Source organism: SAR324 cluster bacterium, from assembly GCA_029245725.1.
Classification (GTDB): domain Bacteria; phylum SAR324; class SAR324; order SAR324; family NAC60-12; genus JCVI-SCAAA005.
Genome location: JAQWOT010000186.1, coordinates 42,374 through 66,549 on the forward strand (window position 1 = coordinate 42,374; position 24,176 = coordinate 66,549).

The 24,176-nt window shown below is 47.3% G+C and carries 22 protein-coding genes and 1 pseudogene; 4 read left to right on the forward strand and 19 right to left on the reverse strand.

The annotated features are described in order from the left end of the window. Positions 1-7: 7 nt before the first annotated feature. From P8O70_09780 to P8O70_09795, 4 genes are all read left to right on the forward strand, one after another. The gene (locus tag P8O70_09780) at positions 8-829 is read left to right on the forward strand and encodes a MotA/TolQ/ExbB proton channel family protein (GenBank protein ID MDG2197161.1); all 822 of its coding nucleotides are present in this window, start codon (positions 8-10) and stop codon (positions 827-829) included. Between the two features lie 30 nt (positions 830-859). Beyond that, complete coding sequence (locus P8O70_09785; protein ID MDG2197162.1) at positions 860-1,516, forward strand: OmpA family protein; 657 nt, start codon at positions 860-862, stop codon at positions 1,514-1,516. A 27-nt stretch (positions 1,517-1,543) separates the two neighbouring features. Further along, positions 1,544-2,191 (forward strand): flagellar motor protein MotB, encoded by a 648-nt coding sequence (locus P8O70_09790; GenBank protein ID MDG2197163.1) that lies wholly within the window; start codon positions 1,544-1,546, stop codon positions 2,189-2,191. A 114-nt stretch (positions 2,192-2,305) separates the two neighbouring features. Continuing rightward, positions 2,306-3,712, forward strand: coding sequence for a UvrD-helicase domain-containing protein (locus P8O70_09795; GenBank protein MDG2197164.1), 1,407 nt, complete (start codon positions 2,306-2,308; stop codon positions 3,710-3,712). A 12-nt stretch (positions 3,713-3,724) separates the two neighbouring features. Here P8O70_09795 and P8O70_09800 read toward each other — a convergent pair whose 3' ends face one another. From P8O70_09800 to P8O70_09890, 19 genes and pseudogenes are all read right to left on the reverse strand, one after another. Next, positions 3,725-4,921, reverse strand: coding sequence for a phosphoribosylaminoimidazolecarboxamide formyltransferase (locus P8O70_09800; protein ID MDG2197165.1), 1,197 nt, complete (start codon positions 4,919-4,921; stop codon positions 3,725-3,727). 296 nt (positions 4,922-5,217) lie between these two features. Further along, positions 5,218-5,952, reverse strand: a complete 735-nt coding sequence (locus tag P8O70_09805) for an SDR family NAD(P)-dependent oxidoreductase (GenBank protein MDG2197166.1) — start codon at positions 5,950-5,952, stop codon at positions 5,218-5,220. A gap of 60 nt (positions 5,953-6,012) precedes the next feature. Then, complete coding sequence (locus P8O70_09810) at positions 6,013-7,119, reverse strand: exo-alpha-sialidase (protein MDG2197167.1); 1,107 nt, start codon at positions 7,117-7,119, stop codon at positions 6,013-6,015. A gap of 12 nt (positions 7,120-7,131) precedes the next feature. Continuing rightward, positions 7,132-7,860: a carbohydrate ABC transporter permease gene (locus P8O70_09815; protein ID MDG2197168.1), complete on the reverse strand. Its 729-nt coding sequence runs from the start codon at positions 7,858-7,860 to the stop codon at positions 7,132-7,134. 131 nt (positions 7,861-7,991) lie between these two features. Then, complete coding sequence (locus P8O70_09820) at positions 7,992-8,897, reverse strand: sugar ABC transporter permease (GenBank protein MDG2197169.1); 906 nt, start codon at positions 8,895-8,897, stop codon at positions 7,992-7,994. A gap of 41 nt (positions 8,898-8,938) precedes the next feature. Continuing rightward, complete coding sequence (locus P8O70_09825) at positions 8,939-10,210, reverse strand: ABC transporter substrate-binding protein (GenBank protein ID MDG2197170.1); 1,272 nt, start codon at positions 10,208-10,210, stop codon at positions 8,939-8,941. Between the two features lie 371 nt (positions 10,211-10,581). Then, positions 10,582-11,433, reverse strand: a pseudogene (locus tag P8O70_09830) (MFS transporter). Between the two features lie 171 nt (positions 11,434-11,604). Then, positions 11,605-11,874: an MFS transporter gene (locus P8O70_09835; GenBank protein ID MDG2197171.1), complete on the reverse strand. Its 270-nt coding sequence runs from the start codon at positions 11,872-11,874 to the stop codon at positions 11,605-11,607. 6 nt (positions 11,875-11,880) lie between these two features. Then, positions 11,881-12,735, reverse strand: a complete 855-nt coding sequence (locus P8O70_09840) for an Hsp33 family molecular chaperone HslO (protein ID MDG2197172.1) — start codon at positions 12,733-12,735, stop codon at positions 11,881-11,883. 32 nt (positions 12,736-12,767) lie between these two features. Beyond that, on the reverse strand, positions 12,768-13,877 hold the full coding sequence (gene aroB / locus P8O70_09845; GenBank protein ID MDG2197173.1) for a 3-dehydroquinate synthase: 1,110 nt from the start codon (positions 13,875-13,877) through the stop codon (positions 12,768-12,770). Then, positions 13,877-16,174 (reverse strand): penicillin-binding protein activator, encoded by a 2,298-nt coding sequence (locus tag P8O70_09850; GenBank protein ID MDG2197174.1) that lies wholly within the window; start codon positions 16,172-16,174, stop codon positions 13,877-13,879. The genes aroB and P8O70_09850 overlap by 1 nt, the downstream gene beginning before the upstream one ends. Further along, the gene (locus P8O70_09855) at positions 16,137-16,289 is read right to left on the reverse strand and encodes a hypothetical protein (protein MDG2197175.1); all 153 of its coding nucleotides are present in this window, start codon (positions 16,287-16,289) and stop codon (positions 16,137-16,139) included. Before P8O70_09855 ends, P8O70_09850 begins: the two co-directional genes overlap by 38 nt. A 42-nt stretch (positions 16,290-16,331) precedes the next feature. Continuing rightward, positions 16,332-18,260 (reverse strand): selenocysteine-specific translation elongation factor, encoded by a 1,929-nt coding sequence (gene selB / locus P8O70_09860; GenBank protein MDG2197176.1) that lies wholly within the window; start codon positions 18,258-18,260, stop codon positions 16,332-16,334. A 72-nt stretch (positions 18,261-18,332) separates the two neighbouring features. After that, entirely contained in the window at positions 18,333-20,027 is a 1,695-nt protein-coding gene (ilvD, locus tag P8O70_09865) for a dihydroxy-acid dehydratase (GenBank protein ID MDG2197177.1), read from the reverse strand. A gap of 179 nt (positions 20,028-20,206) precedes the next feature. After that, positions 20,207-20,845, reverse strand: coding sequence for a c-type cytochrome (locus tag P8O70_09870; GenBank protein ID MDG2197178.1), 639 nt, complete (start codon positions 20,843-20,845; stop codon positions 20,207-20,209). 217 nt (positions 20,846-21,062) lie between these two features. Further along, positions 21,063-21,269 carry a hypothetical protein gene (locus tag P8O70_09875; GenBank protein ID MDG2197179.1) on the reverse strand — a complete coding sequence of 69 codons (207 nt, stop codon included), beginning with the start codon at positions 21,267-21,269 and terminating at the stop codon, positions 21,063-21,065. 12 nt (positions 21,270-21,281) lie between these two features. Continuing rightward, positions 21,282-22,088 carry an undecaprenyl-diphosphatase UppP gene (gene uppP, locus P8O70_09880; protein MDG2197180.1) on the reverse strand — a complete coding sequence of 269 codons (807 nt, stop codon included), beginning with the start codon at positions 22,086-22,088 and terminating at the stop codon, positions 21,282-21,284. After that, on the reverse strand, positions 22,085-23,434 hold the full coding sequence (trmFO, locus tag P8O70_09885) for a methylenetetrahydrofolate--tRNA-(uracil(54)-C(5))-methyltransferase (FADH(2)-oxidizing) TrmFO (protein MDG2197181.1): 1,350 nt from the start codon (positions 23,432-23,434) through the stop codon (positions 22,085-22,087). Before trmFO ends, uppP begins: the two co-directional genes overlap by 4 nt. Continuing rightward, positions 23,427-24,134, reverse strand: a complete 708-nt coding sequence (locus P8O70_09890) for a fumarylacetoacetate hydrolase family protein (protein ID MDG2197182.1) — start codon at positions 24,132-24,134, stop codon at positions 23,427-23,429. Before P8O70_09890 ends, trmFO begins: the two co-directional genes overlap by 8 nt. Positions 24,135-24,176: the final 42 nt, after the last annotated feature.

Genomic DNA, 24,176 nt, shown 5'->3' on the forward strand with positions numbered 1-24,176 from the left:
TTGCTTCATGGAACAGGGAACCCTAATCGGTAACATCCTTGCTTGGGTGTTACTGGTGGTCGCAATGACCTTCGACTTTGTCAACTTTAGCCTAGATATTGGTAAGCTGGGCTACTTCGTTGATGTCCCCTCTTTGATGATCGTTTTTGGAGGAACTATCGCCTCTACCTTTATTCTCCATCCGATGGATGAAGCGAAAACCTTCGGTAAGAGCATTGGAAAAACTTGGAAGCCCAATAACGTGCAGTTGGTGGAAACCCTGACCTTAATTGTAGATGTTGCCAAAATTGCCAGAAAGAACATCCTTGCTATTGAAGACGCACTGCCCAGTATTGAAAACCTATTTCTCCGTAGTGGGTTACGATTGGTGGTAGACCGAGTTGATCGACAGGCAATCGTTGACATGATGAGTCATGAAATGAAATTCACAATGGCTGGCAAGGACAGTGAGGCAGAAGTACTTGGAACAATGGGTTCTCTCTGCCCTGCCTGGGGGATGTTGGGAACACTCGTTGGCTTGGTCCTTCTACTCCAGAACCTGGACGATCCTTCTGCGATTGGTCCTGCGATGGCGGTTGCCTTGATCACAACGTTCTACGGGTCTCTCTTCGCCAATGTTATTTTCAATCCGTGTAAGGGTAAACTCGACATCTACAACGCCGAGTACAAGACATTGATGGAAATGATCAAGGATGGTGTGCTGTACATTGAGCGTGGTGAGCGACCGGATTTCATCGAGTCTGACTTGATGAACTACCTCCCACCCGACAAGAAGGCAATGTACGAAGCGCTGAAGTTTGAAAACCAAGGTGGTGGTGGCGAAGGCTGATCTCGCTGACTACCCCAAGTTGGAGAATGCATGGGACAAATCATCGATTCCGACGATTGCCCGATATGTGAGGAATTCAAGGACGGCTGGATTTTTACGTATGGAGATCTGGTTACACTGCTGCTGTGCTTCTTCATCCTGCTCTTTTCACTCTGTAAGATCGATGATCATAAGCTCAAGCAAATCTCTGACAGTTTCCGCTCACTGCCTCCAGGCAGCCCATTTCTTTTCAGTGGTCGCTCTGCCAGTATGGAGCATGCAGCTCAGGAGTTAGAAAAGATGGATATGCCAGATAGTGTGAATGTCAGTGCAGGGAAAGAAGGTGTCGAAGTCTCCTTCAGCCGTAATGTGGCTTTTGCTCAGGGATCAGTTGAACTGAGCAAAGCAGTTAAGGAAACGATCGACAAAATGCTGCCGACGATTGGTCCACTGACCAATGATATATTGATTTCAGGGCACACGGATTCAACGGATGTCAATGACCGTTTTCCCTCCAATTGGGAAATGTCGATAGCCCGAGCCAGCGCAATTGCGACCTATTTGGAATCGAAGGAAATTCCAACCAAGCGGATTCAAGTGGCTGGCTTCGGAGATTCCCGACCACGCTTTTTCGCTGATACAGCCTACAAGCGCTCGCTTAATCGCCGTGTTGAGATCTTGCTGATGCCTGAAGATATGCAGCGCTGATTCCCCAAACTAACTGATACGAACTGCATGGGTATTCCAATTGACGAAGAAGATTGTCCAGTCTGTGTAGAGTTCAAGGATGGTTGGATCTTTACGTATGGTGATCTGGTCACACTACTGTTGTGCTTCTTCATTCTGCTCTTCTCAATGTGCAAATACGAGATTGAGAAGTTTAAGAGTGTTGCCGAGAGCTTTAAGCCCTTGCCAGCGGGCACTCCATTCATGGAGGAGGGTAATGACTCCGTGGTGGAACAAATCTCCAAGAATGTTGAAAATACTGAGTTGGGTGACAGTACTAATGTAACTACAGAAGCTCGTGGAGTAGTTGTTTCCTTCAGTGCCCAGGCCTTTTTCGAACCAGAATCCAGCGAATTGACAGCAGATGCTCGTAAAGAACTTCAACGCTTTGCCCAATTGCTCTTTCTACTGCCCAATCCAATCCAGATTGAAGGCCACACCGACAACACCCCACTGACGAAATGGTCTTCAGGCTGGGAGTTGTCTGGTGCTCGCGCGGCTCGAGTTGCAAGATTCTTGATCGAAACGGGCCTGGAAGCTGATAAAGTGACGGCTAAGGCCTATGGGGCCAATCGTCCGCGTTTCCGCAACGACTCTGAAATTCAGCGTGTTCTCAACAATCGAGTAGAATTGATCATCCTGCCAGTCGAAGAGTGAATTCTATCTAATCCACTCCTGTCTTTTTTCACTCGCACCTCCGCTCTCTTCTGCTAGCCTATAAAGCTTTTCAAAGTTTCCTCTGTCAGTCACGCCTTCCTAAGCTCAATCTGCATGGAACTCACCGCCGAACAGCGGGACATTGTCGATTTTCCATTACGCCACGGAGAAATCCTTAAAGTGGTGGCCTTTGCGGGAACCGGCAAAACCACTGTCCTTGAACAATTTGCCCGAGCCCGCCCGAGCCTCAGGCTACTTTACGTGGCCTTCAACAAGTCTGTCCAGCAGGAGGCTGAGCAGTGTTTTCCTACAAACGTACATTGTCGCACGATCCACTCGTTGGCCTGGCGTAGTGAAGGGCTTCGATTTCGGCACAAGCTCGTTAATCAGATACGCGCCAATCAAGTGATGGACTGGTTGAATCTGGACCAGCACGAGGTTGCCCGCTTTGTGATTGATACTTTGCAGAATTTTCTTGTGTCTGCCGACCCTCGACTCCATAGCGCCCATGTGCCAACCATCGCTCGGACTCACTTTGGTCCTAAGCATTTGCCAGATTTCGTGCAACAAGCACGTGAGTTATGGGTGCACATGAGTGATCCACAGCACGAAGTACCGATGCTGCATGATGGCTACCTCAAGCTTTTTCAGCTTTCAAAACCCGAGCTGCCCTATCACATCATTCTACTGGATGAAGCGCAGGACACGAACCCTGTAACAGCTCAACTACTGCTGCAACAGGCTTGTGCCAAGATCATGGTGGGAGATCCGCATCAGGCCATCTATCAGTTTCGGGGAGCTATCGATGTGCTCTCTAAAGTACCAGTGAACGCCACGCGATACCTGACCCAGTCCTTTCGCTTCGGCCCTATCATCGCCCAAGCAGCAACAAGTGTACTGCGTCAGTTCAAAGCAGAATCTAATGCCATCCGAGGTGCAGAGAAAACTGATCAACTTGGTAGAGTGCAAGGCAGCCCTTTTGCCTACCTGGCACGCACGAATGCAGCTCTTTTCGACCAGGCCACTCAATATCTGGGACTACGTAAGTTTGGCTTTGTCGGGGGAGTACAGGGCTATCAGCTGCCTGTGATCACGGAAACCTGGAAGTTGTTTGAAGGACGCAAGAAAGAAGTACGAGACTCTTATCTGAAGACTTTTAGTTCCTATGAAGCTCTAAGGGATTATGCCACTCAAGTGGAGGACTTTGAGTGGCTTGGACGCTGCCGGTTGGTAGAAAAACATCAGGGAATGATTCCAGAGTTGGTCAAGGAAATGTTGGAACAGTCAGTGGCTCAGGAGGAGGCCGAAGTTCTTTTCTCTACAGTGCACAAGGCTAAAGGATTAGAGTTTGCCCAAGTGTTTCTGGCAGATGATTTCCCAGTTCTGGTACGTGAAGGACGTCCCTTGCCACGAGAAGAACTCGCCACTGAAGAGGTCAATATGATCTATGTGGCAGCTACCCGAGCAATCGACCGTTTGCAGCCCAACTCTCGCCTCCAGAGCTTTCTAGATATTTGCTGAATACGCTACAACTCAATGATGGAAGAGCCGAATCTTGGAGAAGGCCATGGTCATTCCATACTCATTGGCGGCTGTAATGACCTGCTCATCCCGGTTGCTTCCTCCAGGCTGTACCACATATTTCACACCATGCCGAGAGGCCTGATCTAGGTTGTCTCGGAAAGGGAAGAAAGCATCAGAAGCTAGAGCCACCCCCTGGAGTTGAGTAAGCCATTCCTGTTTTTGCTCAGAATCCAGCAAGAGAGGGGGTTGATTGAAGAGCTGGAGCCACGCTTGTTTTTCTAGTGGAGTCATTTCCCCTTCAATATACCCTACCTGCGCATTTGTACGGTCCACTGCTTTCACTCCATCCGCAAAGGGTAGGGATCGTACCTTGGGGTGTTGTCGTAGGAACCATAGATCAGCCTTGCTTCCAGCGAGCTTCGTACAGTCAATACGGCTCTGCTGGCCTGCTGCAATACCAATCATCTGTCCATCCAGTGCATAACCGACCGAATTGGACTGTGTGTACTTCAGCGTGATCGCAGCGAGTACCAGATCACGTTGAGCGTTGGTGGGTAGGTTCTTGTTCTCAGTAACAAGCTCCCCCAGTAAGTTCTCAGCGTTCAGCAGCAGATTATTTCGCTGTTGTTGAAAGACCACTCCATAGATTTCACGAAATTCCTCATCCGGGGCTGTATATTCAGGATCAGCCTGTAAGACCACATAACTGCCCCCTTTTTTAGCTTTCAGGATTTCTAGAGCCTCTGGTTCAAACGCTGGCGCAATCAGGCCATCAGAAACCTGGGTACGAATGATCTTTGCCGTCGAAAGGTCGACCTTGCGACTCAGTGCGATGAAGTCACCAAAGGACGATAAGGGATCGGCACCCCGTGCCCGTAGATAGGCCACAGCCAACTCACTCAGGTCCTTATCCTGGCAGTCATAGACTTCTTCAAGAACTTCACTAAGTGGAGTGCCGACAGCGGCTCCTGCTGGGCTAACGTGCTTGAAGGAAGCTGCAGTGGGCAGGTTCAGGGACTGATCCAACTCCCAAACCAACTGCCAGGCGTTCAGGGCATCCAGGAGGTTGATGTAGCCTGGTCGGCCATTGAGCACCTCAAACGGTAACGGAGATTGCCCCGTTGATAGCAGGGCTGCTGGTTGCTGATGTGGATTACAGCCATACTTGAGAGGAAACAGGGGGTGATATGAACGTTGTATGGTCATAACAAATTTTCAGATTTTAAAATAATAAATTCAGCAATTTATATTGTAAAACAGATGTGCGTAAAAACAGTCAAACGAAGCTATTTCTAAGTATGCAGGAAAATAATTTTGTGAACATCTATCTGCTAAGTTTTTAATGTGCAACTGCTATCACTGGCATTACGCACACTCAAATTCAATCTAGCTCAACTTTTCAGGGAATGCGGCCATTCAGACAACTCAGAGTTACATTGACGTGAACTATGACTGATAAGAGGAGCGGCGGAATTGATATGGGAGTGATTATAAAAAAGAACTTAGATTTTTCGGCGAGTCAAACTAAAGGTTTGGGATGAAGGGCCTTGCGGAGGTTGGGAGGCTAGAAAAAAAGCTAGGGGGATAACATCATCAGGTTCTTTGATCCACTCCTTGTTTGGATCAAAAAGTGAGTCATTGGGGTCATTAGATCTCTGACTACTTTGATATGTTTTGACAGGGCCTGGGATCAACTCATTGACTGAGATTTGATGAGGTTTTAATTCTTCACCAAGCACCTTTGTTAACATCCAGAGACCAGCTTTCGAAACACAATATGCTGAATTGCCTACCTCACCAGAGTGGCCAAGTCCCGAACCAATCGTGATAATTTTAGCATGATTAGCTTTTTTGAGGTAAGGCAAAGCTGCAAAAGAACAGTAATAGGCTCCGATTAAATTAACATCAATAACTTTTTTCCAGTTAGCTGGATTACTATTTTCAAGTCTCTCACGATCTACTGAAATCCCAGCGTTTAGGAATAGAATGTCTATGCATTGATGAGAAGAACCGAAAGAAGAAATGGATTTAGAAACTGAATCAAAATCACTTACATCTGCAATCAATGCTTCTGCACTGCCACCAGAAATTTCTATATCTTTGACAGTTGAGAAGACCTCCTCATGGGTACGCGCGAGGCACCCAACAAATGCACCTTCTTTGGCGAATGCAATTGCCAGAGCGCGTCCAATTCCACGCCCAGCACCTGTAATTAATATGTTCTTAGATTCAAACATCACTTGACTTAACGAAAAAGCAAGGAAGAGCCAAAACTGTCAGATAAGACAAAGCAGCGATCATGAGAGCAAGTTAGAAATCTCTTTATTAGAAAGGAAGTTATGAACTAATGGTTGGGATTGATCTTTCTGAGATTGTTGCCAAGAGACGTGAATACCCTCATTAGTTACAAGTGCATCTACATAACGGCTACAGCCAGTACCCCACGGCGAGATAAAGTGGGGATGGAGAATAGAAATCTTCTGTAAAGCCGGGAAATCTTGATCAAAACCAAAATAAATACCACCGAGTTCTTCACAGGAATAACCCCGGGGCCTTTGATGTCCAGAAGTATTTTGGGGTAGTTCATTCATGCATTCAGCACCATCAAAAAAGTAAATGGAACACGGTGCTAAATCTGTGAAAGGACCTATTTGAGGTAAAGGAAGTCTGGAGGTGATACGAGTAGTGGCAATATCCCAGGAATGACCCTTCTCAATAATACACCAATCAGCAATGTCAAAACCATTGGAGGTGTTCCTTCTCGCATAACCAGTACTACCAGAAGCCCAAGTGAACGGATGAGTACAAAAGAGAATATGATCAGATTTTGAACCCCAAACTACAGGGTCTTTGACATGCAAGTGTTCAAACTTTTCATTACATATGAAGATTTCATCGATCAATGATTCATGAAAATCAGAAAGTGAATTAGACGTGATTCTACCAACAGACCAGACCCCAGTACCCGGCTTCTGATAATCATTTAGGCTTTCGGGATATTCACGTGACTTCTCAACAGAAAAGAATATTTCCCAAGTGCCGTTAGCAAGCCTATTAAGCGCTGATCCTTCAATCGAAAGTACTCTAAGGTGATCATTTTCAAGAGCAGATTTAGACCAACTCATTACTTTCCGAAAGGTACTTGCGTTATCTTCGGACTTAAACAGTGAGAGTTCAAGACCTCGAGGCCCAGCACCCACTCCTGTTCGAGAATCTCCATGATCTCTGTACCTGCCTATCAACCACAAATGGCCAAGCTCATCTGAAATCATATTTCCACCACCAAACCAATAGCCTTTTTTTTGATCATTTGATGGTACAATTATTTTAGCTTTTTCTTGATTAACTAATTGAGAAGAAAATTGAATTAATTTTTCAATAATAATCGAATTAATTTGTTTCATATAACTATGTTTTTATTTGTTAGATCCTGAAGTAAGTCCACCAATAATTTGCTTTTGAAAAATTCCTGTAATGATCAAAACAGGAATAATAGATAGAAACGTTGCCGTACTAATGGTCTCCCAAGGGAATGAGTACTCGCCAGGATAAAGAGATATGCCGACAGGTGCTGTTCGCATATCGTTGTCATGGAGAAGAACTAATGAAAGTGGAAACTCATTCCAAGAAAAAATAAATACAATCAGACTAGTAGCAAAAATACCTGGTTTAGATAAAGGGAGTATTATTCTCCAAAATATATCAAATGGACCACATCCATCAATCTTGGCAGCATCTTCAATTTCAAAAGGTATGGTACGAATATAATTTGCTAAAATCCATATGGCCATAGTGATAAATAAACCAGTATGAGCTATAATTAAAGATGGATAGGAATTAATAAGATTCAAATTTTTAAAGACTATAAAAATTGCTGGTAGTATTGCAATGTTCGGAAACATTGAAACACCTAGCATACCGAGCATAATCGAAAAACTACCTCTAAATTTTATTCTTACAAGTGCGTAAGCAGCTAGGCCACCAAATAAAATAATTGTGACTGTAGTAAATACAGCAATAATGGTACTATTTAGGATATATCTTAGTAGTTCAGGGGAACTATTAAAAATCTTTATATAATTATTAATTGTACCAGGGGAAGGGAATAATTTCGGTGGCCAAGCATAAATATCTTTAGCCGGCATCAGAGACGTAAAAAATAACCAAATGATAGGAAAAAAAGAAATCAATACAACTACAATTGATATGAAATATATCAAAAATTTTATTCTTAATTTTGATTTCATCAAAATTATTAGTTGAATTAGATTAAAACTTAATAATCAATATTTTTTATTGATTTAATATATATCAAACTCATGATCATAATCAGAATAAATTGAACAATTACCATACTAGATCCATAATTAAATTCAACAAATTCAAAAAGGACACGATATGAATATAATGAAATAGTTTCTGTCGTATTTAGTGGTCCACCATCAGTAAAATTAAATGGGAGTTCAAAAACTCTAAGTGCATCCATAGTTCTCAGTAATAGAGAAACAATAATTGCTGGAGTTAACAAGGGTAGTGTAATGTAAAAAAAGGATTTAAGATCACTGGCTCCATCAGTTTTTGCACTTTCATATAAATCTTTGGGGATTGTTTGTAATCCAGCTAGGAGTAAAAGTGCCATGAATGAGCTGGTCTTCCATGTAGAAACAGACATCATTGCGATCATAGCCAGTGGTTCTTTGCCAAGCCAGTTTAGCTGATTTTCAATTAATCCAATACTTATTAATCCGTAGTTAATTATTCCAAACTCAGTGTTAAACATCCATCTCCACATTATCGCATTTAACGCAGTTGGTAATGCCCACGGAAATAAGATGGCAACTCTAACAATACCTCTAAATTTGAATTCTTTATTTAATAAAACTGCAATGACTAACCCAAAAATTAATTCTGCTGGTATGGTGAAAAAAGTGAAAATCAATGTATTATTGAACGACTCAACAAATCGATCATCGCTGATTAAATTGGCATAATTCTCAAAAGACCATTCACTATTTTCACTATATTCTGGCTTAAGGCTATAGAGGAAAGCTTGTATTACAGGGTATACAAGAACGAAGATAACGACTAGCAGTGATGGAAGAACAAACAGATAACCAATTCGAGTATTACGATGTAATTTAATGTAGTCTAGTTGCAAGTAAGATCTTTTTTTCAGTGCCAAGCACTGCTTTGAGTAGTAAGCAGTGCCCGGAATTCATATGGTTATTTTCTTTCACTAGGAAGGAATCGTTTAATCTGGTTTTCTGCATCCTCCATTGCTTTTGCTGGTGTTTTCCGTTGATGCAGTGCTTCTGTAATTTCTGCCTGCATAATTTGGGAGACTCTACTATAGCGTTCACCAGTTTCAGCTGATGGCCTGACGACTCCAACCTTATAGTTTGCTCCAAGAATTTGCAGAACTGAACCTTTCAGAGAAGGATCTTGGTATACTGCATTGATTGTTGGTGCTTTATTTGAAACTTTTGCAGATTCTAATTGCGATTCATACTTTGTGAAATATTTGATTAGCTTTGCAGCGGCCTCCTTGTGCTCTGAGAACTGATTTATTGCTAATAAATATCCACCTATCGTAGTAGAATGACTATTCTCATTTCCTTCAAAATATGGATTTCTTGTTATTTTGAATTTGTTCTTGACTGGAGAATCATCAGCACTCAGAGGACTTATTACAAAATCTTGTACCATCAAAAATACTGCTCTCTCCTGTTGAAATAGAACCCTTGCATCATTTGGCTTAAATGTAAGTATGCTTTCATTTGCGATTTTATGCTTGTGTAATATATCAACCATTGCTTGCATTGCTTTTACACCTTCAGGACTATTTACCGCAATTTTGCCTTGCTCGTCAAAGAACTTTCCACCAGCTCCATAGAAGAATGTTAGCCAATTCATAAATAGACCTTCAATCTTCGCCCACATATTTACAAATCCAACTAATTCAGGATTTTTCTCCCCTTCTAGGATTGTTTTCGATTGGCTTATCAACTCTTCCCAGGTTTTGGGCGCTTTAAATCCGTATTTTTTCAATAAATCGCTGCGATAAAATAAATGTGTACCATCTATATAAAGTGGAATTGCATACAGTTTTCCATCTACTGTTGCTGCTTCAGCAAAACTTTGATTGTACTTGCTTAGCTCTGCCTGTGTGAATAGATCATTTAACGGTGCTATCCATCCTCTTTTTGCAAAATCACCTGGCCAAATAACATCAACTGAAATGATGTCAGGCTTTTCGCTTTCAGCCGTAAAATTTGTAACATATAACTTTCTTGATTCATTAGGTACGTCAGAAATCTTTTGCCAATTTACTTTTATTTGAGGATTTTCTTTCATAAATTCTTCAATTAGTCTTGGTGTCATTTCACCAAAACCTCTTGGTCCAATTGATATTGTTATTTCTGTCTCTGCACTGAATGCTATTGAAGCATATTGAAATACTAAAAAGAATATTGTGAATAATTTAATCATTCTCATTTTGACCTCATATAATCATTTGGATAATTTAGTTTAAAATCTCTTAGAAAATTAAACTGAAAAAATACTTTCTATTATTTACTCTTTTTGATGTCAAGTTATTTTATTTGCAAATAAAAGTGCTAATATTCAGTTGAGTTATGAATTCACTAGTTGGAGCAATTGGGTAGTTTAGACAAATGAATCTATCTCTGAGATTTCGAGATCTAAGGATGTAATGTCCTTACTGTTATCAGCCAGTCTATATTTTCTTTGGGATTATGAATTGGAGTGCCCCAACGCTATTGCTACCAGGTGTGTTGATGAATGTTCCAGACACTACAAATAGGCTCCAACAACTCTTAAGTTTTAACGTTGGCTCAGAAGAAGGATCAAGTGGGTGATGAGGGTGGTGCTGTTATAAAAGGCATTTTTCCAGGAGGCTGAGTAGTATCATTGGGAATCTGAGCCTGCATGCGCCAGAGTACTAAGCCTGTTAAGGCCGCAGCAATCGTCAGGGGCCATTCCAACCCGATCCAGTCAGCTGTGGTCCCGACCAACAAAGCACCGGTAGCTGGCCCTCCCCGAAGAACCAGACCACAAAGACCGAGCTGGCGTCCCCGGAACTGTGACTCCACCTCCAACTGCAGCATGGTTTGGGTTGAGATCCCACTCACCATCAGCAACAAACCACACCCCGCTACAACGATCACAGCAAGCGCAAACGATGGACTCCAGGAGAGAATGGCTAGCAGTAAACACAAGCCCCAGGCAGAAAAGTGGAAAATTCTTGGCAGCGCTTCGTGAGGTTGCTGACTCATCCAGAGGCTACCAGCAACGGCTCCAAGTCCCAGCCCAGAAGAGAGCAAAGCCAATCCCTCTACTACTTGGTGAAACAACAGATCTGAGACCCCCGGTAGTAGTTCTGCAAGTTGTCGAACGCCAAGGCAGAGTATGATAAAGATGGCTAACCAGGGTCCGAGCAAGGGATGTTAACGAGCATAGTGCAAGCCTGTGCGGATGCTTTGAATTAGGCTTGTTGGTGCAGTTTGACGAACTTGCTCTACGTGCTCTTCCTGAATCTTTAAATACCACAGTACTCCCCAGAACCAGCAGTAGCCGGTTGCGCTGAAGCCCAATAAAATGGTTGGGCTCAGCCATACCAGCCCAATTCCCGCCAGCATGGGTCCAAGAAATCTTGCCAGGTTGAAGATGATTGTGTTGAGTGAAACGGCGGATGTCAGGTGCTAGTGAGGTACCATTGAAGAGACCAGCGCCATCCGTGAAGGCTGAGCGAAGCTCGTGACTACCCCCTGCATCAAAACCAGACCAAGTAAAACAGGGAGGATTAGCAAATTATTCAGCAACAGTAGGCAGAACAGCAAGGCCTGGAGAAAAATCAGTCCCTGGGTAATTCAAAGTACCTTGATGCGGCTGTACCGGTCTGCAAAGACTCCTGCTACAGGAGCCAGCAGCAGGGAGGGAGCCAGTTCAGCCATTGAAATCGCCCCCAGCCAGAAACCGGAATGGGTCATTTCCCAGGTGAGCCAACCAACCTTAGTACGTTGTATCCAGAGTCCCAGCAGGTTGGGGATGTTGCTGAGTGCGTATTTGCGGTAGGGATACTGGGCCAGTGCCTGGTGGATCGGATTTTTCTGCCAGCATTCGATCAAAGCTAGCAGCATCGGGGCTCAGTTGTAGAGCGGTGGGATGGCTTCAATCTCTGTTCGGGCAATTTCAAAGCGGCTCTTGCAGTATTCGCAGGTAACTTCCAGGTGTGCCTGACCCGGTTCAAAGAGGGCTTTTCCTTCGTTGATATAGAGCGATTGGAGGTTTGCTAGCATGCGTTCCTGTGAGCAATTACAGTGATACTGAACCGTGCGTGCTCCCATTGGCTGGAACTGTAATTCCTGAAAGTAGACGGCGAGTTCTTCTGGTTGCTGTAGTCCACGATTCATCAGGTCCGCTAGGCGTGGTCCGTAGAGTTCATCAAAGTGCAGCAAGGCTTCGCTGGTATGATCAATCTCGGTATCTCCAGGCAGCCCAGGCAGCTGCAGAACTAGATAGCTCTGATCACTATTTTGGGAAACCCGTACCAGGCTATTGAACTGGTAGGAGCGCTCTAGCACCTGATTGATGATGCTACGTAAAGAAACTCCGTTGACTTCAATGATTGAATTGTAGGGCTCCTTGGCGTTCTGGAAACTCTTGCGCACTCGGACAATGCCAGTGATGCGTTCTGGAAACTCTTTGAGGTCTTCTGGCATCAGCAAGCAACGAACATGTCCTCCTGCTGTGATTTCGAGTTTAACCCGAAGATACGGATCTTCAGCGTCGAGGTACAGGCCAAGCTGTTCTCCGTGCTTGAGCAAGGCCAGCATGGGCATGAAACTCAGCACAACATCCCGAAAGTAAGCAAAGCCCCCCCCCTGTAGAGGATGGATCAAGGCCAGTTCCTGGATCAGTTGCTGTCCTTCGAGGAAATAAAAGGCAAAGCGTTTGGTCGAATCAACGAAGGTGTAGATGCGGCTTTCGAGCAGCTCCATGCAGAATCTCTAGTCAATGTGAAGTGGTCAACTCAAGCAGCAAGGTGGCAGGCCCGAGGAAAGGTTTCCAGGAAGCAGCCAAAGTGCTTCCAAAGCGTTTCAACAGACATTTGGCGCTGAATGAAACATTCCCCCAAACTGTGTAACAGGATGAAATTGACAGCCTGGTTCTCGGCTTTCTTGTCGTGAAGTAACAAGGCTCGAAATGCTATAGCATCCAGCTGTGGTAGGGTGACCTTGGGAAGCAGGGGCAACAGAAAGTCGCGGATGCGTTGATAATTCTCTTCAGTCAAATGGCCTTCCTGCCAGGAAACATAGGTCGCAAAGAGCATTCCAGTACCAACGGCCTCCCCGTGCAGCCACTGTCCGTAGCCAGCGTGGGTTTCAATCAGGTGTCCCAGGGTGTGGCCAAAGTTTAGCGTAGCCCGTAGTCCGGTTTCTTGCTCATCCTCTTCGACAACTCTGCGCTTGACGTCACAGGATCGGGTGACGGCTTCTTCTAGAAATTCAAAATCCAGTGGCTCCAGCGTTTGCTGTTGTAGGAATTCGAAGAGTGAACGGTCGTGGATCAGTCCATGTTTGGTGAGTTCAAAGTAACCCGCTCGGAGCTCTCGAATCGGCAACGTCTTGAGAAATTCTAGATCAATACAGACGTATTCTGGTTGCTTGAAGACACCAATCATGTTTTTGCCTAGCGGATGATTGACAGCAGTTTTACCCCCAACACTGCTGTCTACATTGGCAAGCAGGGTAGTAGGAACCTGTACGAAGGGAATACCACGCATGAAAGTTCCAGCGGCAAAACCAGTCATGTCTCCAATCACCCCACCTCCAAAGGCGATCAACCAGGTCTTTCGGTTGGCAGAGCGCTCCAGCAGGAAGTCATAAATTCTTGTCAGGTCAGTGAGGGTTTTATGCTGCTCCCCATCAGGGATTACACAGGTCGCAGTCTCGAAGCCATTTTGCTGAAGTTCCGTAGCAAGCAGGTCTGGATACAGCCGTTGTAAAGCATCATTGGTCACCACAACTACCTTATGAGTGTTACGCTCCTGGAGTATTTTGGTCAAAGATTGAGACCAGTGGTTGATTCCAATGGTGATTTGGTAGCTTCGACCAGGCAGATTTACAGTCAATTCTTGCATCAGTCTTCCGCAGTAGGCAGAGAAATTGGGACGAAACGGTCTCGACCCATCGTCCAGAAGTTCATTTGGTGCCAGACCTCACCATTAGGCTGGAATTCAAAGCGCCCAGTGACACCTTGAGTGGGTGGTTGGTTCAGCAAGGCCTCCCTCAGAGCATCCGGATCCTGATTCCCCGATTGTGTTAGCAGTTGCAACAACAGCTTGGCAGTATCGTACGCATAGGCCGTGTAAGCAGTTGGGCCAATATATCCTTGGTAGCGATAGAAGAACCGCTCGTGCTCTGCGACAAAGTGCTGTACCTCTTGGGCTTCACTGCGAGGAAAGAAACTATCAGTGAAGACAGCGTGACGGATGGTTTCCCGTTTGGGGGCAAAGAGTAGCAGAGGATTGTTCCAGCCGCTGTCTCCCAAAATCAGAGAATCTTCGAGACCGTAGACTTCGAGATAGGGGAAGATAATCTCCAGGTCCTGGGTCTGGTCACCAGCAATCAGGAAGATCGCATCAAAGTTCTGCTCCGGCACTCCCCGATCTTTTTGTTTTTCAATCAGGGCATCTTCTTCATCAGTTCGATAGCGACGGATGCCGGTGAAAGACTCAAACTCATCCACGAAGCTGTTCTGGCTGTTTTCGTAGCGCTGAATATTCTGAATTTGGGCACCAATCGCTCTGGCTTGTTCCCAGAAGACTCTTAGTTTCTCACGTCCCTCCCGACTGTCCGGATAGAGTACAACAAAGCGGCGTGCCTGTAGGTACTCGGTAGCGTAATCCAGTAGCGCCTCTACTTCTTGTTCCCAGCTGATGTTGTTGCGGAAAACATAGTCCCCCAGATCAGCGATACTGGTGGTCACCGAGAGTGAAATCATCGGTACTTTTAATGCTTCCGCTTCCACCGCTGCTGCTTCAGAAGTTCTACGAGCCAGTGGGCCAATGACAGCCATCACGTGTTCATCTTCTACCAATTCACGGAAGCCCTGCCGAGCGGTATCGGAATCTAGTTTCGTGTCACGGAACACAAATTCCCACCGAGGTGGTAGGGGTAGTTGTAGGGGTTCTGCCTTGATGATCTCAGTTTGATTGTCTGGCTGAGGAGTAGTCTGGTTATCTATCCGAGAAAATGTCACTGGATCTGCGAAATCACCTACAGAAGTGATATTGTCTGTCGAAGTGGTGACCACCATTTCTGCTTCCGTGGTCACGCTGGTATTGTCGGCTGGAGTTGATTTCGTGAGGTTGTCAACCAAAGGCTCTACAGTGTGGTTGTCCTTGGGGAGGGGAGGAGCTTCTTGTAAAGCCAGCCGCAACCCTTCAATCGTCTGCTGTGTCAAGCGTGCTGCGGTAGGAATGGTCGTCGTCAATGGCAGCAGCACACCAACTCGATGGGGTTTGAGTTGAGCACGACGTCGCAGGAACTCCTGTAAGTTCTCCAGGCGCAGGATCTCTGTGCGATCTCCCTTCAGGTTGGCTTCCTGCAGCAGCTGCTCACAGAGCAATAGTCCATCTGCATAATTCCTCTCCTTCACAAGCCTGTCCAAGCGTAGTTGGGGGAGTGCCTGCTGAATAAAGGGAAGGTCGGCAAACTCATTACTGAATTGCTCAAGCACACTGGAATTAGGGATTTTTTCAAACAGGTTCTCTAGGGTTTTACTGAATTCTTTTTGCTGCTCGGTATCCAGTAAGCGTGCTTCCTCCAGGCGATAGCGCAAGGCGTCAGCTAGATTTCCCTGATTTTCAGCTGTTCGGCCACGTAGTGATAAGTAGTAGCGTAGTTGCTGAGAATCAGCATCTTGTACGAAAATAGATGCTGCGGCTTCCAAGGTGGGTGTCCAGACCGGGCTTTGCTCCAACCAGATCAGAAAAACCTGATCACGGTAGCGACTACGAGGATAGTGGGAGAGAAAGGCTTTTACGAAGCTTTCTATGTTTGAACGATCTATTTGAGCAGCCCCGATTCGTAAGCGGTAGTATTCTTTCTCTTCTTCAGGCAACAAGGCTTGTTGGCGAATCAATTCTTCCGCAGCCAATTCTGGATTTGCTGGAAGCAAAGCATCCAATTCTGGGATGTTTCCCCTGTAGCGATAGGGGAAAACTACTCTGGATGGGGACTGTTCTGGTTGAACAGCAGAAACTGAAGCAGCAGGGGCAGAGAGTGGAGGAAAAAGCTGTTGCAGACCTTGCTCCAGTTCCTGCGGCTGACTCAGCAGACTTTGTGCTGCAAGAGAGCCAGCGCCAATGAACCAAAGCAGAAAAAGCAGCAGTAGCTTATAGCATTGACAGGAGCAACCAGATGGCCGCGACATCCACGCCCAGAACGGTCCAATTGATTGTCTTCTGTGCGCTGGGTCGCAGGTGATCATAGTTGCGTTTGAACAAGTTTTTGAGCAGAAAGCGAGACTGGGGTGCGAGCCATTGCATTCGAAACCTCATAAGAATAGTGGATCTTACGTGAAACAGCCTTCAGTGCAATAGTTTTGCAGGAACCCGGTGATTGTCAATCCGTCGTGTCCAATACTGACGATCCGCATACTCCAGAAGCTCCAGCGCATGCCGGCGTCCAGTCTGTAGTAGTTTCTTGCACTCAATCACACTGATCGTCTCATGAGTGGAAAACCACTGTTGTAACTGTTCACGGAAGTGTTCCAGTTGTGGAGGCAAGTACCAGAGATCCTCAGCAACTCGAACCAATTGCTTGTGAAAAACTGCCTGCTTGAGCAGGGGCAGGGCCGTTCGTTCATCCAAGCCAGCTTGTTCCAGTAGTTGTGTTTGTCGTAACGGTTGAAAACCACCCTCTTTCAATAATGCCAGTAAAGCTTCCAACTGAGTGACGGCTGTTTTTCCCTGCTGTGCTTGGTGACTAGGCAAGGCATAGAATTCACCACGACGACTACAAAGCTGTTGGCGTTCAAAAAATTTCAGCAGTCCTTCACTCACTCCAGTTAGGGGAAAGATACGCTGTAATTTCCCATGCAAGGCAGCTACGGGTAGTCCCTCACGCTCAGGAAATTCCTGGTGTTGTTGATCTAGTTGACGCTGCACAAAACGTCCAACACGTTCCAGATGTTCTGGATGGAACAACAAAGCCTGGGGCTGACCGGCCTGTACCAGCACTTGTCGGCTCAGCAAGCCAGCGACCTCTTTCTGGAGAGCCTTGGTCGATCCAGAGGTTCTCAGTGCCAACTCCGCTAAGCTGGTCCCCTGGAGTCCTTGAAGCCAGGTAGCAGACTGAATTTGTTCAGAGAGTGAGCCCTGACTCAATTGACGCAACCGCTGTGCCCGCTCCTGCCGCAATCTGCGTGATTTGTTTGGTGCAGCATCGAGCACAGTCCCCCCTCCCAAAGTACGCAAGGGGCTTCTGCCTCGAATCAGAAATCGATCGCCATGCCGACTACTCAATTCTTGTTCGAGACGGAGTTGAACCAGCCCGGTTTCTCCGGGAGCTAGCTGTGCTTCTTCCAAGGGGATCAAGCATGCAGGAACTGATGCACTGCCGAGATGCAACTGCACTCTTTCCCGATGACGCAAAGGAGATGATAGATCTTCCAGTGCCTCGAGTTCTCCATCGAGTAAGTAAGAAGTCAGCAAGGAGTTAGTGGCTGCCAATTGATCACCCCGCTGGATTTCTTCGACAGAAATCTGGGACAGATTGATTGCAGCTCGTTCACCAGCCCAGATTTGTTCCACTGGGATTCCATGAACCTGAAGACTGCGTATACGCCGTTGATGTTGTAGTGGCCATTGCCACACTTCTTCTTCTAGTTTCAGATTTCCGCTGCGAACGGTTCCTGTGACAACAGTTCCAAATCCCTTGATGCCAAAAGATCGATCCACATCCAGCCGAAAGGGACGGTCACTGTTTGTACGGTGGGTCTCGGAGGCTATTTGCAGCAGAGCATTTTGCAGTTCATCCAGACCTTCCCTAGTTTTGGCGGAGGTTCGGAGTAGTGGTGCCTCAGCCAGGAATGTGTCTTTCACCAACTCACGAACCTCATCAGCACAGAGATCCAGCATTTCTGGATCATCCACCTTATCACACCGGGTCAGGACCAGCAGGCCCCGCTGGACTCCCAATAATCGGCAGATATGCAGATGCTCTCGAGTCTGGGGCATCACTCCTTCATCTGCCGCAATGACAAGGAGCACTGCATCCAATCCGCTGATTCCAGCCAGCATATTATGAACAAAGCGCTCGTGCCCAGGAACATCAACGAAAGCGATCCGAATACTTTCCAGTTCCATGTGAGCAAAGCCTAGATCGATTGTAATCCCCCGGCGTTTTTCTTCTGCTAGGCGATCTGCATCGATACCGGTCAGTGCCTGAACCAGCGTGGTCTTGCCGTGATCGACGTGACCACTGGTTCCCAGCACGAGGTGTGGCAGGGAAGGCATTTTTAGGAGAATGAGCAAGGGAAGATACAGCTGGATGAGTTGATAATACCTCCAGCTGCGTGAAGATTAGACCTAGAGGTCCGTAACGGCACCCAAAGAGGCTGAACTGACACTGCGGGCGTACTTGGCCAAGACACCACGCTCATATCTTGGTGCGGGTGTTTGCCAGTTCTGTAGGCGTCGCTGAATTTCTGCTTCCAGCAGATCCAGGTTGAGTTGGCACTTTTCAGCGTCAATGGTGATCGGATCGCCATCCTGGACGATTGCCAAGGGGCCTCCAGCGTACGCTTCTGGAGTAACATGGCCGATCACAAAACCGTGGCTTCCTCCAGAGAAGCGTCCATCGGTGATCAGGGCGACCTCCTTACCAAGTCCACGGCCCATGATAGCGGATGTGGGTGAGAGCATCTCACGCATCCCCGGAGCACCGCGAGGACCTTCGTAACGAATGACAATCACATCTCCCTTGATGACGGTTCCATCCAGAATTCGCCGAAGAGCTTCTTCCTCAGAATCAAAGACCCGAGCGGTTCCTGAGAAATTGAGGCCTTCTTTACCGGAGATCTTGGCAACAGCACCTTCTGGAGCCAGATTTCCACGTAAAATGACCAAATGTCCATTGGGTTTGATCGGTTTGTCGGAGGGCATCACGACTTCCTGGTCTGCTGGATAGTCTTCGACCCCTTCCAGATTTTCTGCCATGGTTTTGCCAGTGACTGTCATACAGTCACCATGTAGCATACCAGCGTTCAATAGACGCTTGAGCAGTGGTTGTAGGCCACCAATGTTGACCAGATCGACCATCAGGAAGCGACCACTTGGTCTTAGGTCGGCCAGTACTGGGGTTTTGGCGCCTATCCGCTGAAAGTCTTCCAGGGTCAGATCCACTTCCGCAGCATGTGCCATCGCTAGCAGATGCAATACCGCATTGGTTGAGCCACCAAGAGCTGTCACAACGGTGATTGCATTTTCAAAAGCCTTCTTGGTCATAATGTCGCGTGGACAGATGTTGCACTCGACCAATTTTTGTACTGCAATTCCGGAACGGAAGCAGTCCTCAGCTTTTTCTGGAGAAATGGCTGCCATGGCAGAGCTGTTTGGTAGGCTCATCCCCATTGCTTCAATTGCTGAGGCCATTGTGTTGGCTGTGTACATCCCACCACAAGATCCTGCACCTGGAATCGACTTGGCTTCAATTTCTTCCAACTGTTCATCACTGATATTGTTGGAGGCCCGCTGTCCAACGGCTTCAAAGATCGTGACAATATCAGCGTTCTTGTCGTTCACCCGACCTGGCATGATGGTGCCACCATAAACGAAGATCGCAGGACGATTCAACCGAGCCAAAGCGATCATGCAGCCCGGCATATTCTTATCGCAACCACCGATGGCAACGAGTCCATCATAGGCTTGGCAACCAATCACAGTTTCAATCGAATCTGCGATCACTTCCCGGGAAACCAAGGAGTATTTCATGCCTTCAGTTCCCATCGAAATGCCATCACTGATCGTGATCGTATTGAACTGCATGGCCTTGCCTCCCGCATCCTCTACGCCTCGGGCTGCATCATCTGCCAGACGGTTGATGTGCATGTTGCACGGAGTGACCATGCCCCAAGTCGAAGCGATACCAATCTGGGACTTTTGAAAATCAGATTTTTGGAAGCCAACACCGTACAGCATGCCTCGGCTGGCAGCCCGCTCAATACCTTCTGTGACTTGAGACGAATACTTGCGATGACCGGATGATTGTGGAGAGTCACTCATAGGGGAACCTCTTCAGAAAAAACGAAATGGAGCAATGGACAAAGAGTGAAATAATAGCGAAGCAGACAGATCAGAACAAGTGGGGAATCGGTCGTAACAGAAATTGCAGAAGAATAAATGATCGGATAGGTGGGAAGATCCGGATCTCCACGGTGAGATCCGGAAACCAGACGAGTAGCTTACTTCAGGTTAGCAATGTAAGCGGCAACATTTTTAACTGCATTTTCATCAGGCAGTGTGGCAGCCATGCCGACCATCTGAGCACCATACATATCTTTTGGGTGAGTGCCACGGATTCCATTTTTCCAGTTCATCAACTGGCGATGAGTGTACCAATCAAATTGTCCGGCGATTCTTGGCGAATTGAGGGCTTGATTCCCTTCCCCCTTCATCCCATGACAGGAGGCACAAACCATGTAATTGGCCTGTCCAGCGTTGGGATCACCACCTAAGGTAACAGCTGTATTTCCTGGGACTGGCAGACTAGTTATGTAGGCCACCACGTCTGCAACTTTGTCATCACCCATCACCACCATCGACATTGGACGCATCTGCATGCCGTAAACGTCTTTGGCGTGTGTGCCACGAATACCCTCCTGGTAGTTTTTCAACTGTCGGGTCAGATACCAGTCTTGCTGTCCAGCAATGGCTGGAGCATTGAGGGCTTGGTTGCCTTCTCCATTGGCCCCATGGCAGGACGCACAGGTTGCGTAAAGAGCCTGACCTTTGGCTGGATCACCGGCGGCTTGTACGCTGGCACCCAGACCTAAGCCTAGAACAATTGCGGCGCTAGCGGCAAACAAGTTCTTCAACTTCATGAGTTCTCCTGTTGACAAATTCTTCAATAAGGGAAGAAGAAAAAATCCGAAAGACGGATTCACAATGATTCCACCTACTCAATAATTTGGAAAAGATGAGTGTCTTTGCCAAAGAGCAGTTTGTTGCGGAAATGGTTAAATTTTTACATTCAGGCAACCTAACAAATCAGATTTCAAAGGGCAAATGGATTATTCCACAAATAATATCATTTTTTGATCATTCCTCTTCCAACTGATTTTTGTAGCGTGCCGGGGCGCGGCAATAGCTGAAATTGACGGCATCATAGCTGTAATCTTTCTGCGCTCGGGCTGCCTGACGGTCGATTTCGACTAGAGGGATGCACTCCGTGTAGTTTTCCTGATTGAAGGTTGTACAGGCGCCTAGAATCAGGCCCAGCGATAACAGCATACGCGTGATGGACATCGGTCTTCTCTCTCAGACAGCCAGGAACAGGACCACTGCTCCCAGCAAAATACGATAGATCACAAACAGCAGAGTGCCATAATGCCGCAGAAAGCGCAGCAGAAATTCAATAGAAAGATAGCCACTCAGAAATGCGAAGAATACGCCGAGACCGATATTGAGGAGCCCAGATTCTCCCAAACCTGTTTCTGCAAGCGCCTTGAGTTGAAAAAGTCCGCTTCCCAGGATGGCAGGTAAGCCCAGTAGAAAAGAAAACCGAGCTGCCTCCGCTCGATTCATGCCCACGAGCAGACCTCCCATGATCGTTGAGCCCGAGCGGGAACAACCTGGGATCAAGGCCAAGGCCTGACAAAGTCCGATCCATTGAATTTGTTGAAAGCTCAGTTGGCTGGCATCACGACTGCCAGAGGCGAAGCGTTCCGCAGCATAGAGTCCCAAGCCAAGGAGAATCAGCGCTCCTCCAATGATCCAGAGGCTCCGGGCATCTGTCTCGATAAAGTCCTTGAATCCCAACCCCAGCACAATGATTGGTAGATTCCCAAAGGCAATCGCCCACGCAAGCCTGGAGCTAGGGGTCTCCATCAGGTTTCGATTCCAGAGACTCCGCAAAGCAGCAGTGATCAACTCCAGTACGTCTTTGCGGAAGTACAGAAGGACAGCTAGCAGGGTTCCCAGCTGGATCACAGCGGAGAAGGCTGCACCGGGATCTTCCCAGCCCAGCAATTCTGGGACAATCCGTAAGTGGGCAGTACTGCTGATCGGTAAAAATTCTGTCAGTCCTTGCACCAGCCCTAAAATCGAAGCTTCGAACCAAGTCATACATCAGTCACTGAGGTTCTAAGTTTGCCGGACTCCCGCCACTGCTGCAGCGCTCTCATGGCTCGTTCAGCCAGCCAGGCTTTACGCTGGGGCTTGGGTATACGTTGCTGAGGGGGTTCCAGTAGACCAAAATTAGCGTTCATTGGTTGGAAGTGCTTGGGATCAGTAGTGGTCAGGTAACGAATCAGGCCTCCCATCATCGTAATGCTGGGCAACTCTGGGAGTGAGTCTCTCTGGAGTTCGTGGTGGAGGAAATAGGCGGCAGCCAATCCCATCGAAGTTGATTCTGTGTAACCCTCCACTCCAGTCAACTGACCAGCAAAGAACAGCCTAGGCTCTTGCTGCAACTGCAGTCGGCTGGTCAGCAATTTTGGACTGTTCAGGAAAGTGTTGCGATGAATGGAACCCAAGCGGACAAATTCAGCTTCTTCCAATCCTGGAATCGTTCGAAAAATTTGTTGTTGTGCGGTCCAGGTCATTTTTGTTTGGAAGCCAACCAGATTGTAGAGCGTACCCAGCGTATTTTCCTGGCGTAACTGAACAATGGCATGAAACTGTTCCCCAGTTTCTGGATGGGGTAGTCCTACCGGCTTCATTGGGCCAAATCGCAGGGTGTCGAGCCCTCGCTCTGCCATTACTTCAATTGGTAGGCAGCCTTCGAAGGGTCGCACATCCTCAAACTGGTGCATCGGCACCTTGTCAGCTATCAGGATGGCTGCCACAAAATCCTCGTACTGCTGCTGAGAGAAGGGACAGTTGAGATAATCAGCCTCTCCCTTGTCATAGCGAGACGCCCGAAAAGCTACTTGGGAGTTGATGGACTCAGCTGTCACTACCGGAGCAATTGCGTCATAGAAGGAGAGATGCCCGATCCCGATCAACTGCTGTAGTGATTCACTCAGTGCATCGGAGGTCAGCGGGCCGGTAGCTACAAGGACCGCAGCATAGTGATCCAACAGCTTGCCAAGATCTTCAACTTCCTCTCGTAACAGGTGGATGTTTGGGTGATGTGACAGCTGCTGGGTGATCGAGGCAGAGAAAGGTTGACGGTCAATCGCCAGAGCCTGTCCAGCTGGCACAGCAAAGCGTTCTGCGGTCTGCAGGATGAGGGAACCAAACTGATTCAGTTCCGCTTTGAGTAGTCCATGGGCATTCTCCAGCGAGTGACTCTTGAAGGAATTGCTACAGACCAGTTCGGCACAGTCGCTGGTCTTGTGGGCTGGAGTTGGACGTTGTGGTCGCATTTCATAAAGGTCTACCTGCCGACCGAGTTGTGCCAGTTGCCAGGCAGCTTCAGATCCAGCTAGTCCACTGCCGACAATTGCGACTTCACCACGTTCAGGCATCCGCCACTTCCACAATCTCGAAGCGTAGAACACTGATACCTTCGACGGCAGCTTCTACTTGATCTCCGATCTCCAGAGGCCCTACTCCGGAGGGGGTACCTGTGAAGATCAAATCGCCCGCCTGCAGATGGAAGGACTGAGAGAGTGCACTGATGATTTCTGGAACATTCCAGATCAGCTGGTTCAGGTTTCCTTGCTGCCGCATTTCACCGTTGACACTGAGCCAGATCGCTCCCCGGCTGGGGTGCCCTATTTGTCTGGCTTCGTGTAATTCAGAGCAAGGCGCGGAGTCGTCGAAGGCTTTGCTGGCATCCCAGGGCTGTCCCTTGGCCTTGGCGACTTCCTGCAGATCACGTCGAGTCAGATCGACCCCCACTGCATAGCCATAGATGTGGTCCTGGGCCTGCTCGATTGGAATGTTGGTGCCTCCCTTGTCCAGGGCGACAACCAACTCTACCTCGTGATGAAAATTCTCTGTTGCCAGTGGGTAGGAAATCTGGTCCCCATTGTGTCGTAAGCTGGAAGAGGGCTTGGTGAAAAAAATGGGTTTGCCAGCTGGGTCGTTGCCCATTTCTCTTACATGCTCTGCGTAGTTGCGGCCGATGCAGAAAATGCGGTGAACTGGAAATCGCTCGGCTCGTCCAGCGATGGGTAGCATTGGCAGTTCCCAAAGTGGAAAAATCGTTGGTGGTGTGTCCATGAAAAATCCTTCAACAGCAACAAGACAGATGGTGAGAAGTGG